The 20,516-nt window shown below is 58.2% G+C and carries 18 protein-coding genes; 4 read left to right on the forward strand and 14 right to left on the reverse strand.

The window, feature by feature from the left end; all coding sequences use genetic code 11:
- Positions 1 to 52 precede the first annotated feature (52 nt).
- From DWV58_RS04070 to ileS, 7 genes are all read right to left on the reverse strand, one after another.
- Positions 53 to 1,402 carry a replication-associated recombination protein A gene (locus DWV58_RS04070; RefSeq protein WP_197032187.1) on the reverse strand — a complete coding sequence of 450 codons (1,350 nt, stop codon included), beginning with the start codon at positions 1,400 to 1,402 and terminating at the stop codon, positions 53 to 55.
- 60 nt (positions 1,403 to 1,462) lie between these two features.
- Positions 1,463 to 2,710 carry a deoxyguanosinetriphosphate triphosphohydrolase family protein gene (locus DWV58_RS04075; protein ID WP_117776277.1) on the reverse strand — a complete coding sequence of 416 codons (1,248 nt, stop codon included), beginning with the start codon at positions 2,708 to 2,710 and terminating at the stop codon, positions 1,463 to 1,465.
- A 31-nt stretch (positions 2,711 to 2,741) separates the two neighbouring features.
- Positions 2,742 to 3,164 carry a prepilin peptidase gene (locus DWV58_RS04080; protein ID WP_117776278.1) on the reverse strand — a complete coding sequence of 141 codons (423 nt, stop codon included), beginning with the start codon at positions 3,162 to 3,164 and terminating at the stop codon, positions 2,742 to 2,744.
- A gap of 81 nt (positions 3,165 to 3,245) precedes the next feature.
- Positions 3,246 to 4,541, reverse strand: coding sequence for a glycosyltransferase family 2 protein (locus DWV58_RS04085; RefSeq protein WP_117776279.1), 1,296 nt, complete (start codon positions 4,539 to 4,541; stop codon positions 3,246 to 3,248).
- An 82-nt stretch (positions 4,542 to 4,623) separates the two neighbouring features.
- On the reverse strand, positions 4,624 to 5,637 hold the full coding sequence (locus tag DWV58_RS04090; protein ID WP_117776280.1) for an RluA family pseudouridine synthase: 1,014 nt from the start codon (positions 5,635 to 5,637) through the stop codon (positions 4,624 to 4,626).
- Complete coding sequence (gene lspA / locus DWV58_RS04095; RefSeq protein WP_233540501.1) at positions 5,637 to 6,164, reverse strand: signal peptidase II; 528 nt, start codon at positions 6,162 to 6,164, stop codon at positions 5,637 to 5,639. Before lspA ends, DWV58_RS04090 begins: the two co-directional genes overlap by 1 nt.
- Positions 6,165 to 6,456: 292 nt before the next feature.
- Positions 6,457 to 9,234 carry an isoleucine--tRNA ligase gene (ileS, locus tag DWV58_RS04100; RefSeq protein WP_370448360.1) on the reverse strand — a complete coding sequence of 926 codons (2,778 nt, stop codon included), beginning with the start codon at positions 9,232 to 9,234 and terminating at the stop codon, positions 6,457 to 6,459.
- A gap of 510 nt (positions 9,235 to 9,744) precedes the next feature.
- Between ileS and DWV58_RS04105 the strand changes: the two genes are divergently transcribed.
- Complete coding sequence (locus tag DWV58_RS04105; RefSeq protein ID WP_117776282.1) at positions 9,745 to 10,827, forward strand: iron-containing alcohol dehydrogenase family protein; 1,083 nt, start codon at positions 9,745 to 9,747, stop codon at positions 10,825 to 10,827.
- A gap of 514 nt (positions 10,828 to 11,341) precedes the next feature.
- A complete protein-coding gene (locus DWV58_RS04110; protein ID WP_117776283.1) occupies positions 11,342 to 11,944 on the forward strand; it encodes a Type 1 glutamine amidotransferase-like domain-containing protein in 603 nt (200 codons plus the stop codon).
- Positions 11,945 to 12,059: 115 nt separating this feature from the next.
- Here the strand turns inward: DWV58_RS04110 and DWV58_RS04115 are convergent, their stop codons facing one another.
- The 3 genes from DWV58_RS04115 to ftsH form a co-directional block, all read right to left on the reverse strand.
- On the reverse strand, positions 12,060 to 12,248 hold the full coding sequence (locus DWV58_RS04115) for an IS3 family transposase (RefSeq protein WP_099431656.1): 189 nt from the start codon (positions 12,246 to 12,248) through the stop codon (positions 12,060 to 12,062).
- A 246-nt stretch (positions 12,249 to 12,494) separates the two neighbouring features.
- Positions 12,495 to 12,956, reverse strand: coding sequence for a DUF523 domain-containing protein (locus tag DWV58_RS04125; RefSeq protein ID WP_117776284.1), 462 nt, complete (start codon positions 12,954 to 12,956; stop codon positions 12,495 to 12,497).
- Positions 12,957 to 13,032: 76 nt separating this feature from the next.
- Positions 13,033 to 14,925, reverse strand: coding sequence for an ATP-dependent zinc metalloprotease FtsH (gene ftsH / locus DWV58_RS04130; protein ID WP_195520463.1), 1,893 nt, complete (start codon positions 14,923 to 14,925; stop codon positions 13,033 to 13,035).
- Between the two features lie 92 nt (positions 14,926 to 15,017).
- On the opposite strand from ftsH, the gene DWV58_RS04135 reads away from it, so the two are divergent.
- Complete coding sequence (locus DWV58_RS04135; protein ID WP_117776286.1) at positions 15,018 to 15,503, forward strand: cob(I)yrinic acid a,c-diamide adenosyltransferase; 486 nt, start codon at positions 15,018 to 15,020, stop codon at positions 15,501 to 15,503.
- 87 nt (positions 15,504 to 15,590) lie between these two features.
- Here the strand turns inward: DWV58_RS04135 and DWV58_RS04140 are convergent, their stop codons facing one another.
- The 4 genes from DWV58_RS04140 to thyA form a co-directional block, all read right to left on the reverse strand.
- A complete protein-coding gene (locus DWV58_RS04140) occupies positions 15,591 to 16,940 on the reverse strand; it encodes an MATE family efflux transporter (RefSeq protein WP_117776287.1) in 1,350 nt (449 codons plus the stop codon).
- Between the two features lie 125 nt (positions 16,941 to 17,065).
- Entirely contained in the window at positions 17,066 to 17,980 is a 915-nt protein-coding gene (locus DWV58_RS04145) for an RNA methyltransferase (RefSeq protein ID WP_117776288.1), read from the reverse strand.
- Between the two features lie 109 nt (positions 17,981 to 18,089).
- Entirely contained in the window at positions 18,090 to 18,608 is a 519-nt protein-coding gene (locus DWV58_RS04150) for a dihydrofolate reductase (RefSeq protein WP_117776289.1), read from the reverse strand.
- A gap of 9 nt (positions 18,609 to 18,617) precedes the next feature.
- Positions 18,618 to 19,466 carry a thymidylate synthase gene (gene thyA / locus DWV58_RS04155; RefSeq protein WP_117776290.1) on the reverse strand — a complete coding sequence of 283 codons (849 nt, stop codon included), beginning with the start codon at positions 19,464 to 19,466 and terminating at the stop codon, positions 18,618 to 18,620.
- A gap of 166 nt (positions 19,467 to 19,632) precedes the next feature.
- On the opposite strand from thyA, the gene DWV58_RS04160 reads away from it, so the two are divergent.
- Positions 19,633 to 20,397, forward strand: a complete 765-nt coding sequence (locus DWV58_RS04160) for a DUF134 domain-containing protein (RefSeq protein WP_117776291.1) — start codon at positions 19,633 to 19,635, stop codon at positions 20,395 to 20,397.
- Positions 20,398 to 20,516 lie beyond the last annotated feature (119 nt).

A 20,516-nucleotide genomic window follows, 5' to 3' on the forward strand; every position in this document is an offset into this window, starting at 1 on the left:
GAACGGCCTATTTGCTCAATGTGTTCGGCTGAGATTGGAAATCAACCATGGCCTACTTGGGAGCGTTGCCGCTACGGTCGCGCTCGCTTTGCTCCACACGCCACTCTTCCCAACCGCGGCCGGCAGGCTGCCAGAACGCGCCGCGCTCCAACCCCTCGGGCAAATAGCGCTGATCGACCCAGCCTTCGGGATAATCGTGCGGGTACTTGTATACACCGTACTCGTCGCTGCCGGGACGGTGACGATCGCGCAGGTAGCTGGGCACCTCGCGAAGACCACTGCTGTGGATATCGGCCAGCGCCGCATCGATCGAAGCCTCACACGCGTTGGATTTAGGCGCCAAGCACACATAGAGTGCAGCCTGAGCCAGGTTAATACGGCACTCGGGATAGCCAATGACCTCGGCAGACTTAAACGCGGCATGCGCCACCAAAAGCGCCTGCGGATCGGCGTTGCCAACGTCCTCAGAAGCCTGAATCATAATACGGCGAGCGATAAACTTGGGATCCTCCCCCGCATCAATCATGCGCGCGAGCCAATAGATCGTAGCATCGGGGTCGCTACCGCGCATAGACTTAATAAACGCACTGATAATGTCGTAGTGCATGTCGCCGTTTTTGTCGTACGAAAAGCCACGACGCGGGTTGGCAATCTTTACGTCATCCACGGTGATGGGATAGCGCTCCCCCGCCGCCGGCGCTGGCGTTCCCTCCGTATCGGGACGCGTGACGGCAATCTCGCTCGCCAGCTCAAGTGTCGTCAGGGCCGAGCGTGCATCACCCGCAGCCAGCGTACAAATGGTCTTGACCGTATCCTCATCGGCCGAGAACTTACCGTTCAGGCCCTGAGGTGCCTCGAGCGCACGCTCGATAAGCATGGCGATATCCTCGTCCTTTAAATGCTCAAGCTCCACGACTCGACCACGTGAGAGCAGCGCCGAGTTGACCTCGAAGTACGGATTCTCCGTCGTAGCGCCAATCATAATGACGGTACGGTTCTCAACTGCATGCAGCAGGGCATCCTGCTGCGACTTAGAGAAGCGGTGAATCTCATCGATGAATAGAATGGTGCGGCGGTCGTACGTATTCAGGCGCGTCTTGGCCTCGTCAATCACGCGGCGCAAGTCCTTTACGGTGCCCGTCACGGCGCTGACCTCGACAAACTCGCTCTTGGTATGGTTGGCGATAATGTGGGCCAGCGTCGTCTTGCCCGTGCCAGCCGGGCCGTACAGAATCACGCTCGACAGCACGTCATGCTCAATCGCGGCGCGCAGCCACGAGCCCTTACCGACGGCCTTTTGCTGGCCCACATACTCGTCGAGCGAATTGGGGCGCATACGCACCGCAAGCGGGGCATTCTGAAAAGAGCGCTCGCGCGTCGAAGCAGAAAAAAGGTCGTCCATAGCCATCCCGTGCATCAATCAAAATCGTTGTTGACCAACAGTATACCGAAAGGATACGAACTACCGTTCGTTAATATAGGTGCGGTGCGGAAACTTTAGACCTGGGAACAATTTGCTCGTCAGCTCGCAGAAATAACCATCCGTCATGCTTGCGATGTAATCGACGACAGTCTGATCCTTGTCGTCCTGCCAAGCATAGATGCGGCCATAATAGGAAAGCTGCTGCTCAATACGCGAAATGTGGTGCTTAAAGATGTAGGAGGACTCGTCACCCTCGTTTATATCCTGCAGGCAACGGTCGTAGAGCTTTTCGAACGCCTCACGCAGCTCCTCCTCGGAATCGCCTTCGATACCGCCCTTGCTATAGATCTTCTCGTAGTTCTCGCGCTTGGCTCGGCGGATCTCCTCAAACAGGTCCTCGCTCATCTCGATACGCGGTTTGCCGTAGCTATGCTCAACGATATCGATGGAAGCGTGCGTGAGAATCCAGCTGTTATAGGCGCCGCCCCGACCATCGTCAAAAGCGTCGGGCGACAGCAGGCCCGCGGCAATGGCGTCCTGACGATCACGACCGACGTAGGCGAGGATATCCGAGATACGCACCACACAGCCCTCGAGCGTCATGGGACGCAGGTGCTCAATCGCGCTATAGCCTGTGGCAATGCATTCCTCGACGGTTCGGTCGAACTGGTCAAAGGAACCCATGTCCGAAAGCTCAAAAACACGCTGTTCGTACTCGCCGTTGTGGCATAGCACGCCGTCGAGCGTCTGGAGCGACACGTTGCGGCCATACAGGGCGTCGAGCACGCGGACCGACTGAACGTTATGGAAAAAGTAGCGACCCGTGCGCTCATGATAGATATCGTTGAGAAAACGCTCACCGGCATGGCCGAAAGGCGTGTGGCCCAAGTCGTGGCCCAGGCCAATCGCCTCGATCAGATCGCAATTGAGCCCCAGGGCGCGACCGATATCGCGCGCAATGCGGGAGACAAGCTGCACGTGCAAACCGCGGCGTGACAGATCGTCATTGCTACGGAAGCTAAAGACCTGCGTTTTGCCTGCATAACGGGTGTACGCCGGAAGATGAAGTATCTTTTCGGTATCGCGCATAAACGCCGGACGCATAAGCGTGCCTTTGTCGGAGGCGCGATCAATACGACGAATGACCTGATCGTCGTTGCAACGATACGGGTTAACATAGCCCGAAGCACGATCGGCGGCAATGCGCTCGAAAAGTTCGGGCGACAACGCCGAGGGAATACGGTCCATGCGCGCCTTAATGACGGCCGTTTCTTGATTAGTTGCCATGGCATGCTCCTTAAGAAGGATGCGCAATCGGTTACAAAGTGCAGCCCACAACCTCGATTATGGCAAAAATCGGCACCAAAAACGGGAGCAATGGCAAGGAGCGCGATTTTGTGATGAGGCAGGAGAGGGCAAGGACCAGGAGCGCGGCGGCAAATGCCACGATGCCACCCATAGGGTCGAGCGTGCAAAGCGCGAAGAGTGCCTTGGCATCTCCCATGCCGATGCCCGGGATTTGGCGAAGACGACGCCAGAGGAACTCAGTCAGAACGAGGGCAAGATACACGATGACGGCAAGACCTGCGTGGTCAAGCGTTGTGTTCAAACCGAGGTCGAGCCAAACGCCCGCAAACGCCGCCACGGCGCACGCGCCAGCAAGCTCATTGGGAAACCGCCGCTCACGGACATCAATCACCGCACCGGCAAAGGCGCAGATCCAAAAGGGAATATAGACCATTGAACACCTCCCGGGGCAGTCACTCAAAAGCAAAAACCACCACAGAGGTGCCTGTCCCCTTCGTGGTGGTTTTGGTGGTGGTTATTTAGCGCCCTGCATGACCTCGTCGAGGGTAACGCTGACGGCATGCTGCGTCGGGACCCAGTCGACCTTCAGGAACAACGCAGCCACCGTAATGGGGATATAGCTGAACATAAAGATCGGGAAGGTAAACAGGTTGGTCACCAGGCGCCACTTTTGCGCGCAATGGATGTGCTTGTACTCGAAGATAGTCGTGAGCAGCGCCAGGATAAAGAAGGTCTGATACATCATGACGAAGGTCATGATGAGCGAAGCGGCACACGCCTGCATCTCGACCTCGGTAGCCAAAAAGCCATGCGAAAGACCACCGACGATCAGGAACGTGGCGTTGGCGAGCATCGAAATCAGCGATAACAGCATACCAGGGGCAATCGTCATAAACATATCGTAGGCGGCAAAACGATGATAGCGGAAGGTCGACTTGACCAGATGCTTACCGTAGGTAAAGAACACCTGGTAGAAGCCCTTGGTCCAACGCATACGTTGCTTCCAGGACGCCTTAAACGTCACGGGCTGCTCGTCAAAGAACTCCGCCGGCGCATAGCCAATACGAATGCCGTGAATAGCGCAGAACGTGGTGAACTGAATATCCTCGGTCAGCGTATGGAACTGCCAGCCGTGCATGCCCTCAATAACGCTAGCCGAGATAAGGTAGCCCGAACCCGAGACAGCACAGGACGTCTTGCAGATGTTGCGCGCGTTGTTGAGAAAACGCGCCTCGCGCAGATACCAAGTGGCATTCGCTGCCGAGATCCACGAGCTTCCGAAGTTCTTGGAGTTACGATAGCTCGTGACCACATGGAAGCCCTGGTCAAAGGCATCATTCATCTTGGACACGTAATCGCGGGCGATAACATTATCGGCATCGAAGATAAAGTAACCTTCAAAGGTGTCGGGATACTCGTTAAGGATACGGTCGAAACCAAAGTCCATGACCCAGCTCTTGCCTTTACGGGCCAGGTCGTTTCGCTCGTACACGACAGCGCCCGCCTCGCGCGCGAGCTGCGCAGTGTTATCGGTGCAGGCATCGGCGACCACGAAGACCTCGATGAGCTCGGACGGATAATCCTGGTCCTTGATGGAGCGAACGAGGTTGGCGATAACGGCCTCCTCGTTGTGTGCTGCAATAAAGAAGGCATACCGGTGGAGTTTTTTGGCCTTGGGAGGCGCGACCTCGCCGCGGAGAGCGCCGATGACAAAGAAGACCACCTGGTACAAGAAGCAGACCGTGAGCAGCGTGACGACAATCTGGTTGAAGATCACGATGGGTGTGTTGGTTTGTAAAAAGGCGAGCATGCAGGCTCCCAGGAACGTGTTACGTAAACAACCGTATATCTTACCGCAGGCTTACCGAGTTCAAGAAACCACCTAATACTGGCTAGGGTTCGAGCAGGCCGAGCTGCGGTACGATTTCGTCGCCGGCAGCAGTGCGACCAAGCGAACGCGGGGCTAAGTCGTCGAGGACGGCGGCGAGATCCCACGGCAGCTCGTCGCGGCACTCAATGCGCTCTCCCGTCACGGGATGATCGAACGCCACGCGCCAGGAATGGAGGAATTGCCTGGTCAGACCCTGATCGGCGCGCGCATCGCACTTACCGTAGAGCGGATCGCCCACGCAGGCGTGGTTGATATGGCGCATGTGCACGCGAATCTGATGCGTGCGACCGGTAAACAGATGACACTCAACGAGTGTGTAGCCGTCATCAAAGCGCGTGGAATCAAAGCGCTCAAGGACCTTAAAGGTCGTGATGGCCTGGCGTGCAAAAGGATCATCGGAAACCGCCATCTTGACACGGTCACGTGTAGAACGGGCAATGCCGGTGTTAATGGTGCCCTCATCCATGGCGATATGACCGTGAACGAGCGTAATGTAGCGGCGGTCGAGCGTGCGCGTACGGATAAGATTTTGGAGCGCGCGCTGGGTTTCGTCGTCCTTTGCCGCAAGCATAAGACCCGAGGTATCGCGATCCAAACGATGCACGATACCGGGGCGGTCCTCGCCCTGCACGGTGCCCAGATGGTCGATACCGCAGTGATAGACCAGCGCATTCGCGAGCGTACCGTTCTCATGACCATGCGCAGGATGGCACACCAGGCCGCGCTGCTTGGAGAGCACAATGAGATAGTCGTCCTCGTAGCGGATATCGAGCGGGATGGCCTCGGGAATCACGTCGGTGGGATCGTGCGGCTCGGGCAAATCGACCGAAATACGGTCGCCGGCTCGCACGGCGTACTTTTTGGACAGGCAGGTCTCGCCATTGACTACTACGGCCCCGCCCTCAATCAGATGCGCGCAGGCAGAGCGCGTGGGGCAGCCGTCGTTGGCGCCCAGATAGGCGTCGAGACGCTGGCCAGCGGCATCGTCGGCAACAAGGATATGGATGTCGGCCATTAGCGCTCATTCCTTTCGCGAATCTTGCGGGCACGCTCCCCACGCTGCTTGGCCTTACGTTTGGCCCGGGCCTCGTCACGGGCGTTGAGCTCGGCGGTCGCATCGACCTCACGAGCGGCAGGGCTCAAGAACATGTAGCCGATGAGCGCCAGCACGACACCGACCGTAATACCGATATCGGCAACGTTAAAGACAGGGAAATCAATGAAGGTGGTGGCAATAAAATCGGTCACGAAACCAAAGGCCAAACGATCGATAGCATTGCCGATAGCACCGCCCGCAACCATCGCCATGCCCACAACCTCAAGATGGGCGAGCTGGGGTGCACGAACGAGGTACACGGCAATAGCGATAATGACCGCCAACGCCAGCACGGCAAACGCGATGCCATGCCCCTCGCCCATGCTAAAGGCAGCACCGATATTGCGGACAAACATAAAGTCGATAACACCGGGGATGACGGTCACATGCAAGGCGTCGCCCACGGCACGAACCGCAAGCTTGGTCAGCTGGTCAACAAGCAGCACAACCAGCGCCACCCCACCAGCAACACCCAACCGCCAACGCATAGGCGGCGTCATATCCGCACCACGACCCAAAGAAATCCCCTACCCTCAGATAATCAAATTCCGTTAAACGCAAATAACCATCTTATATTGCCACACGCAGAGCGCACGACACATTCGCTAACGTCAGATAAATAACCAGCATAAAAGAAAGCGGCATTCCGGATAACGGAATGTCGCTTTTCTTCAGCGGAGCAAATGGGCCGAAGGCGCCTAAATTCTCCCTATAACTAAAATGCCGAGTTACCGTGCCTTAAAGGGCATTCGCGCAGCGCTTGCAAATGTGAGCGTGGCCGTTGTACTCGCCGACGGTGGTGCGGTAGTTCCAGCAACGGTCGCAGCACTCGCCCTCGGCCGCATCGATGGCAACAGAAAGCTCCTCGCCCTGGGTAAGCTCAACATCGGAGACGATGTAGAACTCGGCCAGGTCGACGGCCTTGTCGCCGGTCAGCAGCGCATACATTTCGGCAGGAACGACCGCCTTGACGCGGACCTGCTGGCTCTTGGTGAAGGTGCCGGCGGAGCGGGCATCCTCAAGGGCCTTGGTCACGACGCTACGGAGCTCGAGCGAAGCCTCGAGCACGCCCTCAAACTCGTTGGCCTCGTCGACCGTGATGGGCGACTTGTACCAATCGAGCAGCGCGGCGTACTTCTGGTTATCGACGCAGCCGGCGGGCGCATAGGCCATGGCCTCGTCGACCGTATAGGACAAGATCGGCTGCAGGTCGCGCATGAGCATCGAGAAGAGCTCGGCGAGCACGGTCTGGGCGCTGCGACGCTCGAGCGAGCCGGGCTTCTCACAGTACAGACGGTCCTTCAGGGCGTCGAGGTACACGTTGGAAAGCTCGGTAACCACGAAGTCGTAAAGCGCACGGTAAGCGCGCGGGAACTCGTAGCAAGAGTAAGCATCGTCGACCTCGGCCTGGACCTGGGTCAGACGGGCAACCATGAGCTTGTCGAGCGGCAGCAGGTCGGCAAAAGCGACGCCGTCGGTCTCGGGCTCAAACTGGCCCTCGAGCTCGGAGAGCAGGAAGCGCAGCGTGTTGCGGAAACGACGGTAGGCATCGGACGTACGAGCGAGAATCTCGTGGTCGATGGAAACGTCGGAGCTGGTGTCGACCGAGGCGACCCACAGGCGGATGATGTCGGCGCCCATCTCGTCACAGACCTTATTGGGGTCGATGACGTTGCCAAGCGACTTGGACATCTTACGGCCCTGGCCGTCGAGGGTGAAGCCCTGCGAGACGACCGCCTTGTACGGAGCGTGGCCGTTGGCGCCCACCGAGGTAAGCAGCGAGCTCTGGAACCAACCGCGGTGCTGGTCGGAGCCCTCGAGGTACACATCCGCCGGATACTCCAGCTCGGGACGGTACTCGCAGACGGCCTTCCAGGAAACGCCGGAATCCCACCACACGTCGAGGATGTCCTTATCGGCCTTGAGGTGATGGCCGCCGCACTTGGGGCAGACGCAGGCCTCGCCCAGGTAGCTCTCGGGAGCGTCGGTGAACCAGGCGTCGGAGCCCTCATCGTGGAAGAGCTTGATGACGGCGTCGAGCGTGGCGTCGTTCATGACCTTCTCGCCGCAGTCGGCGCAGGTGTAGCTGGGGATAGGCACGCCCCAGTTGCGCTGACGGCTGATGCACCAGTCGGGACGCTGCTCGACCATGGCGCCAATGCGGTTGGCGGCATGCGCCGGATACCATTTAACGTTCTCGCGGACCTCCTTGCCAGCCTGCTCGCGCAAGCCAGTCTTGTCCATCGAGACAAACCACTGGTCGGTAGCACGGAAGAGTACCGGGTGCTTGCAGCGCCAGCAGTGCGGATAGCTGTGCGTGATCTTCTTCTCGAGGACCAGGGTGCCGCGCTCGCGCAGGAACTCGATGATATGCGGGTTGGCTTCATCGGTATCCATACCGCTGAAGGGGCCACCGGTACCAAACTCCTCGCCGGTGTAGAACTTGCCGTCGTCATCGACCGGCATGCAGATGTCGGTGATGCCCTCCTTGAGGCAGGCAAAGTAGTCGTCGACGCCGTGACCGGGCGAGTTGTGGACGATACCGGTACCGTCATCGACACCGACGTAATCGGCCAGCAGCGCCACGCCCTCGACACCGTCAAAGATCGGCTGCTTGTAGTGGATGTGGTGGAAGGTCTCGGCGGGAACCACATAGGGCTTGCCGTCGACCATGACCGGGGTGTACTCCCAGCCAAACTCCTCGCAGCACTTGGGAGCCAGGTCCTCGAGTATGACCTCGGCACGGCCATCGTGCTCAACGGCGACGTAGGCGGCGCCAGGCTTGAGGGAAACTGCCTGGTCGGAAGGGATGGTCCACGGGGTGGTCGTCCAGATGATGAAGTCGACCGGGCCGTCGAAGTTCTCGAGGCCGGCGGGCTTCGAAGTCATCTCAAAGCGAACGAAGATGGAGGGGCTCGTCTCGTCGGAGTACTCGATCTCGGCCTCGGCCAGTGCGGTGTGGCAGTGCTTGCACCAGTGAACCGGCTTGTGGCCACGATAGATCATGCCCTTATCGAACATGGCCTTGAAGACCTCGATGTCGGCGGCGTCATGCTGGTGATAGAGCGTCAGGTAGGGATTGTCCCAGTCGCCGAGCACACCCAGACGACGGAAGCCGGCCTTCTGCAGCTCGATGTTCTCGACAGCGAACTTGTTGCAGAGCTCACGGATCTTAGCCGTGGGGGTCTGGTTGAACTTCTCGGTGCCGAGCTTCTCCTCGACCTTGTGCTCGATCGGCTGGCCGTGGCAGTCCCAACCGGGGACGTAGGGAACCTCATAGCCCTGCATCATCCAGTAACGATTGATCATGTCCTTGGAAATCTTGTTCATGGCATGGCCGATGTGGATCGGGCCGTTGGCGTACGGAGGACCGTCGTGCAGCACGAACTTCTTGTGACCCTCGTTCTTCTTCAGAACCTGCTCGTAGACTTTGTTGTCCTGCCAGTCCTTGAGTCGCTTGGGCTCGGACTTGGAAAGACCGGCACGCATGGGAAATCCGGTTTTGGGCAGATTCATCGTCTGCTTGTACTCGTTTGCCACGGTACCCCTTTCATGTCATGGGCGCGCACGCCCTCTGGGCACCAAAAAAGCGCCCGTCCCTACAAGCTGGGACGAAGCGCCGCAAAACGGACTGTACGCCCGCAAAAGCTCTTCGCTTAACCACCCAGCTTAGATGCCCTCGCCCGCGTATTCGCGCGCTCGCATCCGTTACTCGGCTGGCCTGTATCGACGACCATCTCGGCGATATCTACTAAGACGAACCTGCGCGGCACGTCCGTTGGGACCGCAGCTCCGGGGTGATTTTCATCGGTCGCATGCACGGGTTCTCAGCGCTCCCCGCTCTCTGTAGCATGCGGACGGCCGACTACTCGTCCCCATCAACGCTTATGCGGAGTATGCTAGCACGTTCCGCGCCAGCGAAAAACCCTCAACACTGGTTTTATACGTTCGAAATTTCTTGCGGCCGTGGACTTTCTCCTGGAGCAAAATACCTGTAAGCACTTTATCTAACGAAAGAAGGCTGCTATGCGCACGATTGGAATGAGCGACTACACCGTCGGCGAGGACTGCTTTGACGAGCTGCCCGGCGCACTGGACGAGTACGGAGCGACCAAGGTCGCGATTATCGGTGGTAAACGAGCACTGGCAGCGGCGCTTCCCGGTATCGAAGCGGCGCTGGAGGGCACCGACATCGAGATTCTGGAGACACGCGTCTACGGCACCAACAGTACGCGCGCCAATATCGCCAAGGTCGTAAACTCCCCCGCCTGCCAGGAAGCCGACGTGCTCATTGCCTGCGGCGGCGGCAAGGCGCTCGATACCGTCAAGACGGCGGCCATCGAGCTCAAGAAGATCGTCTTTACGGTACCGACGATCTGCTCCAACTGCTCGGCCGCGACCGCCATTGCCGTTGTCTACAACGACGACGGCTCGCTCGAGGGCTATTCGTACCCCAACCGCCCCGCGCACATCTTCATCAACCCCAAGATCATCGCCGAGGCTCCGGCGGAGTACTTCTGGGCGGGCGTGGGCGATGCCCTGTCCAAGCAGCCCGAGGTCGAGTACGCCACGAGCGCCGGCAACCTGGAGCACACCGCAGGTCTTGGCCTGGCGCTCGCACACACCTGCTCCGAGCCGCTGTTTACCTATGGCGTGCAGGGTCTTGAGGACGTTCGCCAGAACCTGTCGACCGAAGCCGTCAAGCAGATCGCGCTCGATATCGTGGTCAACACGGGCTACGTCTCCAACCTGACCAACCAAAACGATTACTACTACAACTCGAGCGTGGCGCATGCGTTCTACAACGCCACCTGCAGCATTCCGCGCGAGGGCACCTACCTGCATGGCGAGGTCGTGAGCCTGGGCGTGCTGGTGCTGTTTGCCTACACGGGCGATACCGAGAACCTTGAGCGCTACTCAGCCTTTAACAAGCAGATGGGACTGCCCGTGACGCTTGAGCAGGTCGGGCTTTCCGAGTCCGATATCCCCGCCCTGTGCGAGTATGCGCACGCCACCAACGAGTGGAAGCAGGGAAACCCCGAGCCCTTCACCGACGAAAAGTTCGCCACCGCCATCAAGGCTGCCAACACCTACGGCCACACGCTCTAGGACTGGCCCAAAACCACCACAAAGGGGACAGGCACCTTTCTGGTGGTTTTTTATTGCTCCAGCATTCAGTTCGTACTCGAACCCGATTCTTTACGAGGAAGGGTTCGGGTACGTTTTTTGTTTATCGGAAATTCTGCGGAAGGACTACTCGGAACGGTAAACAGGAACGAACAGAGGCAGGGTATCATCGTGGTGATGGTATCCTGCCTTTTATTTTGCGGGATCAAGGTCGCTTTATGCGAACTTGATCGCCACTTATATGGCACATTGATGGCAATTGCTTCGTACGTGCATACCGGGAGCCTGTACACCTCTGGCAAGGCGTAACACACTAGACTTTGTTCCAAAGTCCGTGTGCCAAGGGGGCAGGCCCCTTAGAATTCCTGTGGAGTGTGTACGCACGTACGCAGGAAAACGGCAAAATTTCGCTATATCAGGGCGTTCTTTCATTGGAGAGTATGGTATACACGGCTTAGTTCAACAAATAAGAATTTATATATAAAGGAGAATATTGATGAAACTGTTTTTATGTTCCCACTTTTCAAGTGTAGGAAGTCTGATAAAGGAAGAAATTGAAAATAAAAAAGTCGCATTTATTCCAACAGCCTCGCTGCGTGAAGGCTACACCGGTTATGTCGGCTCGGCTCGAAAATTATTCAAAAAGTTGGGAGCAATCGTAACTGAAATTGATATTTCAACGGAGGCTTATTCAACGATACAGTCTCTTTTTGAAGATGCAGATGTGATCTATTTTACCGGCGGAAATTCTTTTTTCCTTATAGACCAGCTCCGTAAAACGGGAACGGATGAGCTGTTGAAGAAAGAATTGGAAAAGGGAAAACTGATGATTGGTGAATCGGCAGGTGCGATTGTATGCGCTCCAAGCATCCAATATATCGAGCAAATGGATGAAAAGCCGGAGGACTACTCGCAAGAAGATGATTCAGGGCTTAATTTGATTGATTTCTATGTTCTTCCGCATTTTCTTACAGCACCATTTAAGAAAGTTACCGAGAAAATAATGACTGAGTTTTCGGATTTGAATCTATGCCCAATTAACAACCGTCAGGGAATTGTAATTGATGGTGAAGGTTCAAAGGTAATTTGCAAAGACTAATTTGAAAATTCCAGTTTGCTGTACTCGTTCCTAGCAGGGCTAGGGGCAGGCACGCCCCAACAAGAAGCTGTCCCAAAGGGGCAAGAATGGGGACTGCGGACGATTTCTTGGACCGTTACGCGGCCCTTCCCAGCGCGGAGCGGAACTCGGCCGGCGTGCGGCCACCGAGCGCATCGCTGCGCCTCTCCGTATTGTATCGACCGATCCAGCCCCCGAGCTCCTCGATGAAGCGGGCGGGGGTCCAGTCCGACCAGTCCCTGCCGTGCCAGAACTCCTTCTTGAGCAGGCCGAAGAAGCCCTCCATCGCCGCGTTGTCCGGGCTTCAGCCCTTGGCGGACTGAATTGGCTACACTGATGTGGACAGTTCCAGGAGGGGCGCAAGAGACGGGAAGGCCGTGTGCGCGTTCCTGCGCGAGGGCCGCGGGGAGGGGCTGCCTGGGTACAGCGCCTGTCAACTCGGTCTACGTCTTTGATGACCGGGTCGTACTCAATATCAACTTCACGGATGATGCCAAAACGGTCACCCGTGAGGAAGTGTTGGGTTCGAGTGCTATGGACAATGTTCCAGCATGCTGGGATCGAATTCGCTTGCCGGGATCACGCGGTAGCCGTGGCGCAGGAGCAGGTCAACGAAGACACCGTTACCCGTTGTGAGCGTGCCGCTGAAGGATCCGTCGTAGATATGGCCCACGCCGCACGACGGACTGCGATCCTGCAAAATGCACGCAACAATCTCGGACGGGCCGCCCGCCTGTTCGCACATATCGAGCGCACGTTGGGCACCCAGGCGAAACTCGCGATCGACCGAAATGCCCTCGCAGGTACGGACCTCGCCGTTCACAATCTCGGACGGCTTGCGCGGCGTGGGCAGGCCGCCAAAGACCTCAGGGCACACCAAGAGTACCTCGGTCCCCGTGCATTCGCACGCTTCGACCAGCTCGCGATGGTAGTTATCGAGCCCGTTATACTTGCAGCTCTCGCCCATCAAGCAGGCACTTACCACGATTTTCATATTCAACTCTCCCCACGCAAAACACCCCATTTGAGATGGACACTCAAATGGGGCGATAGACACTGCGCAACCAGTATTACTGCTGCTTTGGCATCAGCGGATTCTCGCGCGTGAGGAGATTCATGAACTCCTCGCCCGTGATCGTCTCCTTCTTGTACAGATAACGAGCCAGCTCATGGAGCTTAAACTTGTTCTCCTTGAGGATCTGCAGAGCGCGGTCGTGCGCATCCTCGATCAGCTTGGCGACGATCGCGTCCACGCGTTCGGCCGTACCGGGGGCGCAGGTGAGCGACGTATCCTGGTTGAGGTACGCATTCTGAACGGTACCAAGCGCCATCATGCCAAACTCATCGGACATGCCAAAGCGCGTCACCATGTTGCGGGCGAGCTTGGTGGCCTGCTCGATATCGTTGGCGGCACCGGTCGTCATCTCGCCAAAGATAAGCTCCTCGGCTGCACGGCCACCGCAATAGACAGCGAGCTTGTCCAGGACTTCCTGGCGCGTGGTCAGGAAGCGCTCATCCTCCTCGACCTGCATGGTGTAGCCCAGAGCACCGCTCGTACGCGGCACGATGGTGATCTTGGTAACCGGCGCAGAACCCTTCTGGCGGGCGGCAACGATGGCATGGCCGATCTCGTGATAGGACACGACCTGTTTCTCGTGGTCGGACAGAACCGTGGACTTACGCTGCTGGCCGGCGATGACGACCTCCACCGACTCCTCAAAGTCATCCTGAGTCGCGCGCTTGCGACCCTCGCGGACGGCACGCAGCGCGCCCTCGTTGATGATGTTGGCCAGGTCGGCGCCCGAGGCACCGGGCGTGGCGCGGGCAATCGCGGTCAGGTCGATCGGCGGCTCCGTCTTCACGCTCTTTGCATGCAGCTCGAGGATGTTCTTACGTCCGGTCAGGTCGGGCAGCTCAACGGGGATGCGACGGTCAAAACGACCGGGGCGCAGCAGGGCCGGGTCAAGGCTGTCGGGACGGTTGGTAGCAGCAAGAACGACGATACCCTTGTGGTTATCGAAGCCGTCCATCTCGGTCAACAGCTGGTTGAGCGTCTGTTCGCGCTCGTCGTTGCCACTAAAGCCGCCGCCATCGCGCTTCTTACCGATGGTATCGATCTCGTCGATAAACACGATGCACGGGGCCTTTTCCTTGGCCTGCTTAAACAGATCGCGAACCTTAGCGGCGCCGCGGCCAACGAACATCTCAACAAACTCAGAACCAGAAATACTAAAGAACGGCACGCCCGCCTCGCCGGCCACAGCCTTGGCGAGCAGGGTTTTACCGGTACCCGGAGGGCCGACAAGGAGAGCGCCGCGTGGCAGTTTGGCGCCGATCTCCTCGTAGCGCTGCGGCTTCTCCAGAAAGTCGACGACCTCCTTGAGGGACTCCTTGGCCTCTTCCTGGCCGGCGACATCCTTAAAGGTCACGCCCACGTCCTTGGAGGCGATCACGCGCGCGCCGGACTTGCCCAGTCCACCGCCGCCAAAACCACCGCCGCCAAAGTTCATCGACGGACCGTCATCACCCATGGCCTTCTTCATGCGTCGGTTGAGCCACCAGCCAATCAGGAAGAAAATCGCCATGGGAAGAATGAGGGTGAGCAGGTAGTAGGTCATCAAACCCGAGTTCTTGTCGGGAACGACCGATTCCAGGGACGCACCGGATTCAAGCACGCGATCGGTAAAACCCGCATCATTCGGCACACCGGTCGTCTTGTAGGCGATGTTCTCGTCCTCGCCCTTCTTGGTGTAATAAATCGTGTAATCGTCCGTGTTGTATTCGACCTTGTCGACACTCTTCTTATCGAGCGCTTTGACAAACGTCGAGTAATCGGTCTTCGTAATCTGCTGCGTGTGACCGATGTTGGGGAACAGAACGGTCGAGAGCACGAGGTAGACGACGAAGGCGATGAGCACGTAGAGGATCATATTCCGTCTACGTTTGTTGTCATCCATCTCCATCTGCTTGAACTCCATCTACTGGGGTTGATAATGCTATCTAGAATACCCAACCCGAACGGCGATAAACCGACGCCGGGCACGAAAGGACAGAGATGGCATCACTGGAAGTCGGCAAGGTTCAAATCTATACGGGCGACGGCAAGGGCAAGACGACGGCTGCGTTGGGGCTCGCGCTGCGCGCCACGGGCTATGGACTTAACGTGCTCATGCTTCAGTTTGCCAAGAAGCTGCACTGCGCCGAACATGACGCAGCACCTCGATTGGGGCTACGCATCGTACAAGCCGACCGCGATACGCCCGAAGCCTGTGCCGCACAGATCATGGAGCTGGCGCGCGAGCAGATTTGCCAGGTCGACGTGCTGATCTTGGATGAGCTGGGAGAAGCCATGCGACGGGGCTTTGTGACGCGCGAAGATGTCGAAGCGCTGATTGCGATGAAACCGACCACCACGGAGCTCGTGCTCACCGGCCGCGGATTGCTGCCCCTCGCCGACCTTGCCGACCTAGTAACCGAAATGCGCCCCGTCAAACACTACTTCGACGAAGGCCTCCTAGCCCGCCAAGGCATCGAATACTAATTGATCCGAAGGGGACGAAGGAAAACGAATCATCGACATCGCGACGGAGAGCAATGAGCCGTTTTCCTCCGTCCTCCCCAGGGATCATTAGGCAGTGGCGCGGCCTAGCCAGTTGCCGCTGTGGTGGTAGACGGTAAACATCGTGGCGGTTATTACCCAGGTTACGGGGTAGACCAGCAGAAGATGCTCGAGCGAGGGGTCGAGCGGCATAATCGCGAACACCCACGCCACGCGGAGCACGACCGTGCCGAATATCGTGAGCATCATAGGCTGGAAGCTCACGCCAGCGCCGCGGATGGAGCCGGACGCGTTTTCGATAATCGAGAAGATCGCGTAGAACGGCGCGATGAAATGAAGAATCGTCGTGGTGTAGGCCGAAATTGCGGCATCGTCGATAAACAGACGCGAAAGCGGGCCCGAGAATACCAGCAGCACGGCAGACAGGCCACCGATAAGCACAAATGAAAGCACGAGCGACGTGTGGTATCCCTTTCGCATGCGATCGTAATTGCGCGCACCAAAGTTCTGCGCCGAGAACGTAGTAATCGACACACCAAGCGCCTCGGTCACCATCCAGATAATGCCGTCCAGGCGACCGGAAAGGCCCCAAGCGGTCGTGACATCGGCTCCAAACGAGTTGACCGACACCTGAATCAAAACGTTGGAGATCGAATACGCCGCAGACTGAACGCCCAGCGGCAAACCGCACGAAAGCATGCTCTTGCAAATGCTGCGATCGATACCGAGCTTGGATAGCGACAACCGCCACGCCCCCGGAGCGCGCATCATGCGGATCACAATCATCGTGGCATTGGTGCAGATAGTCAGCGCCACCGCGATGCCGCAGCCCAGCGCTTCCATGTGCAGCACGGCGACAAAAAGAATGTCGAATGCCACATTGACGAAGCAGCCGGAGGCAATAATAACCGCCGGACCGCGCGTGTCGCCCACGGCGCGCAACAGCGCCGTCCCCATGTTGAGCAGCAGCGCCGCAAACATGGCGGCAAAGTAGCAACGAGCATACGCCACACCCTCGGCCAGCAGCTCATGCGGCGTATTCATCAGCACAAGCATCGGCTCGACAAACACCATGCCCAGAATGGAAATGACAATGCCGCCCACCAGCGCGAGCGTCATGGCCGTATGGACCGATCGGCTCAAGCGCTCGTCATCGTGCTGGCCAAAAAACTGGCCCGTAATGACCGCACAGCCAGCACCCACACCGACGCAAAAACCAATGCAGAGCTCCGTGAGCACCATCGTGGCCTGAATGCCACCCAGCGCGAGCTTGCCGCCAAACTGACCGACGATATAGGTACCGATAAGCGTGTAAGCCTGCTGAAAAAACGAGCTAAAGAAGATGGGAACGCACAGCGACAGCAGCTGCTGCCAAATAACGCCATGCGTTACATCGATAGCCGTAGATTTCTTAGCCACACGCCCTCCCCACCAGCGTACGTCATACAACAAAGCGGCATTTTAAGACCAAAGCCAATACCAGCTTAGCACCGACCGGCGTAGGCCGAAACGCCCCGAACCAGAGTCCGGTGCGAACTATCTGCCTAGTGATACAGCCCCGGCTGGTAGTGGTACTCGTTGCTCACATGCGGGCACAGCTGCCAAAAGGCGACAGCACTTGCCGCGGCCACGTTGAGTGAATCGACCCCATGCGCCATCGGAATACGCACGGCGCGGTCGCAGCCTGCAATGGTCTTGGCGCCCAAGCCAGCACCCTCGGTGCCCATAAAGATTGCCAGGCGGTCAATCTCCTGGAGCGCGGGATCGTCCAGCGACACCGAATCATCCGTCAACGCCATGGCAGCACACGAAAAGCCGGCATCGTGCAGCGCCGCCAGCCCATCATGCGGCCATACGCGCGCCTCGCTGCCAATGCGCGTCCAGGGCACCTGGAACACCGTGCCCATGCTCACGCGGGCCGAGCGGCGGTACAGCGGGTCACAGCAAGTGGGGCTCACCAAAATACCACCGACGTTCAGTGCAGCCGCCGAGCGGAAAATCGCGCCGACATTGGTGTGGTCGACAATGCCCTCGAGCACGCACACGCGCACCGGGCGCTCACCCGCCGCCTCGACGACGCCACTCAAGAACTCGGCTACCGGAATCTGTCGAGGGCGACGAAATGCCGCGAGCGCACCGCGCGTCACATTGAAGCCCGTCAGCTGCTCCATGAGCTCCATGGAGGCAACGAACACAGGAACCGGACCCGCGCCCTCGCGCACAACCAGGCGCTCAAACAGCGGCACCATCTGATCGAGCCAGCGTTCGCCCAAAAGAAAGCTCACCGGCTCGTATCCGGCGCGCACCGCGCGCTCGATGACCTTGGCACTCTCGGCGATAAAGATGCCCTTTTGCGGCTCCAGCACGCAGCGCAGCTCGCGCTCGGTCAGTCGCACGTAGGCATCGAGCCGCTCGTCCTCGAGCGAATCGATTCGCAGCACCTCAACGGCATCAGTCATAGCAGCCAGCCCGCACCCTTCTTTACAGCACATCTATACCAAACGAGGCGACGCTAAGCGCCGCCCCATGCATTCAAACAATCCGATGATACCGTTCACGCCGGACGATTTACGCCTCAACGCGACGATACGTTACGAACTCATAATCGACACCCTCGTCGCCCTCGCCCGAGGCAATCGTGGCAACACCGCCACGCCACGCAATCTCCCACGCGGGATCGGCATCCAGATCGGGAAAGTACGTATCCACGTCATGCACGCAATGGTTATGCGTAACCTCGGCCTCGGCGCAATACGGCAAAAACTGCCGATACACCTCGCCGCCACCGATCACCCACGCAACGGGCTCATCGGCTACCGCGGTGAGCGCTTCGTCGACGCTATGCACCACGTCGACGCCCTCGGGAGCAAAGTCCTCATCGCGCGTGAGCACGATATTACGACGGTTCTTGAGCGGACGCCCGCCGGGAAAACTCAGCAGCGTCTTGCGTCCCATAATGACCGGGCAACCCTTGGTGCATGCCACAAAATGACGCATGTCGGCACGGTTGGACACCACCATGTCGCCCTCGCACCCAATACCCCAGTCATCGCACACGGCGACAATGGCAGAAAGCTTACACGTCATGCGCGTCACCTACACCGCAATGGGGATGTTCTTGACCTGCGGGCCGTGCTCATAGCCCTCGACAATCAGGTCGTCGGTCGTAAACGCATAGAAGTCATGCACATCGGGGTTAAGCGATACCTTAGGCGCGGCAAACTGCGGACGCTCGATAAGCTCGCGGACGATATCGACATGACGGTCGTAAATGTGGGCATCGGCGATCACATGCAGCAACTCGCCGGGAATCATATCGACCGACTGCGCGACCATCATCAGCAAAATGGCGTACTGGCACACATTCCAGTTGTTCGCAGCCAAAATGTCCTGGCTGCGCTGGTTGAGAATCATGTTGAGCGTCGGTTTATCATCCTGCGGGCGCTGCGTCACGTTATACGTCACGCTGTAGGCGCACGGATACAGGTGCATCTCGGACAGGTCGCTAAACACGTAGGTATTCGTCATAATGCGGCGGCTGTACGGCGTGTTCTTAAGGTCGTACAGCACACGGTCCATCTGATCGAAGTCACCCTCGGTATAATGGCTCTTCTGACCAATCTGATACCCGTAGGCCTTGCCGATGGAGCCAGTCTCGTCGGCCCACTCATCCCAAATATGACTGTTGAGATCATGCACGTTATTGGACTTCTTTTGATAGATCCATAGGATCTCATCCATGGCAGATTTGAGGGCCGTACGACGCAGGGTAAGCGCCGGAAACTCCTCACGCAGGTCATAGCGTGCCGTGACACCAAAGTTTTTAATGGTATAGGCAGGGGTGCCATCCTCCCACACCGGGCGGACCTTTTGGCCCTCGGTGGTGGTGCCATGGTCCAGAATATCGCGGCACATGGTTAAAAACTGTTGATCAGCCTTGCTCATTGACCCTCCTGTCAGTCGCCTATAAGCGAGATTCATTGTAGCCCAGGCGCATGCGGCCCCACAGCCCAAACATAAGCCCTCATTTTCTGACATATGCCAAAAATACCTTGCTCTGCGGAGCACACGCGTTATTCTATTGTTGACATATATCAGATAAGGAGTGCACATGGCAGGAAGACGCGAGAAACTGCGCCGCGTCGGGATCATCCCCGAATACCGCGGCTTCACCCCCGACGGCCTTGCCAGCGGAAACGCCATCGATATGACGGTCGACGAGCTCGAAGTCCTGCGGCTGTGCGACCTGGAAGGCCTTAACCAAGAGGCAGCCGCACAGCACATGGGCATTGCCCGTGCCACGGTGGCGGCTATTTGCAGCCGAGCGCATCGCAAGGTGGCAAACGCGTTGGTCAATGGTCGGGCGCTCATCATCGAAGGCGGCAATATCGCGTACTCCCCCATCACCACAACGACGGCCGTATGGCCAGCAAAGGAGATCGGTACCATGAGAGTGGCAACCACGTATGACAACGGCAACATCTTTATGCACTTTGGCCGCAGTGAGCAGTTCAAGATCTACGACATTCAGGACGGCAAGGTGCTCAACGAGCAGGTCGTGGGCACCGGCGGCACCGGCCACGGTGCCCTTGCGGGCCTGCTCGCCAACGGCGGCGTGGACACGCTCATCTGCGGCGGCATCGGCGGTGGCGCTATCAACGCGCTTGCCCAAGCCGGCATCACGGTATACGCAGGTGCCCAAGGCAGCTGCGACGCTTGCGTCAAGGCCCTTATCGCCGGCACGCTCGCACAGAACGGCGAGGCCACGTGCAGTTGCCACGGCCACGACCACGAGCACACCCACGAGCATGGCGATTCCTGCGGCTGCCACGGCCACCACGAGCACGAGGGTCACGAGGGTTGCAGCTGCCACTAACGGCACGACACGCGACCTCGGGGCGCGACGCTGAACGCAACCCAACAATCAAAGCCAACAACAAAGGCCACCCGGTAGCTTCCGAGTGGCCTTTGCCATATCAAGCTGGAATTACAGCT

This window comes from Collinsella sp. AF11-11, from assembly GCF_003465485.1.
GTDB lineage: Bacteria > Actinomycetota > Coriobacteriia > Coriobacteriales > Coriobacteriaceae > Collinsella.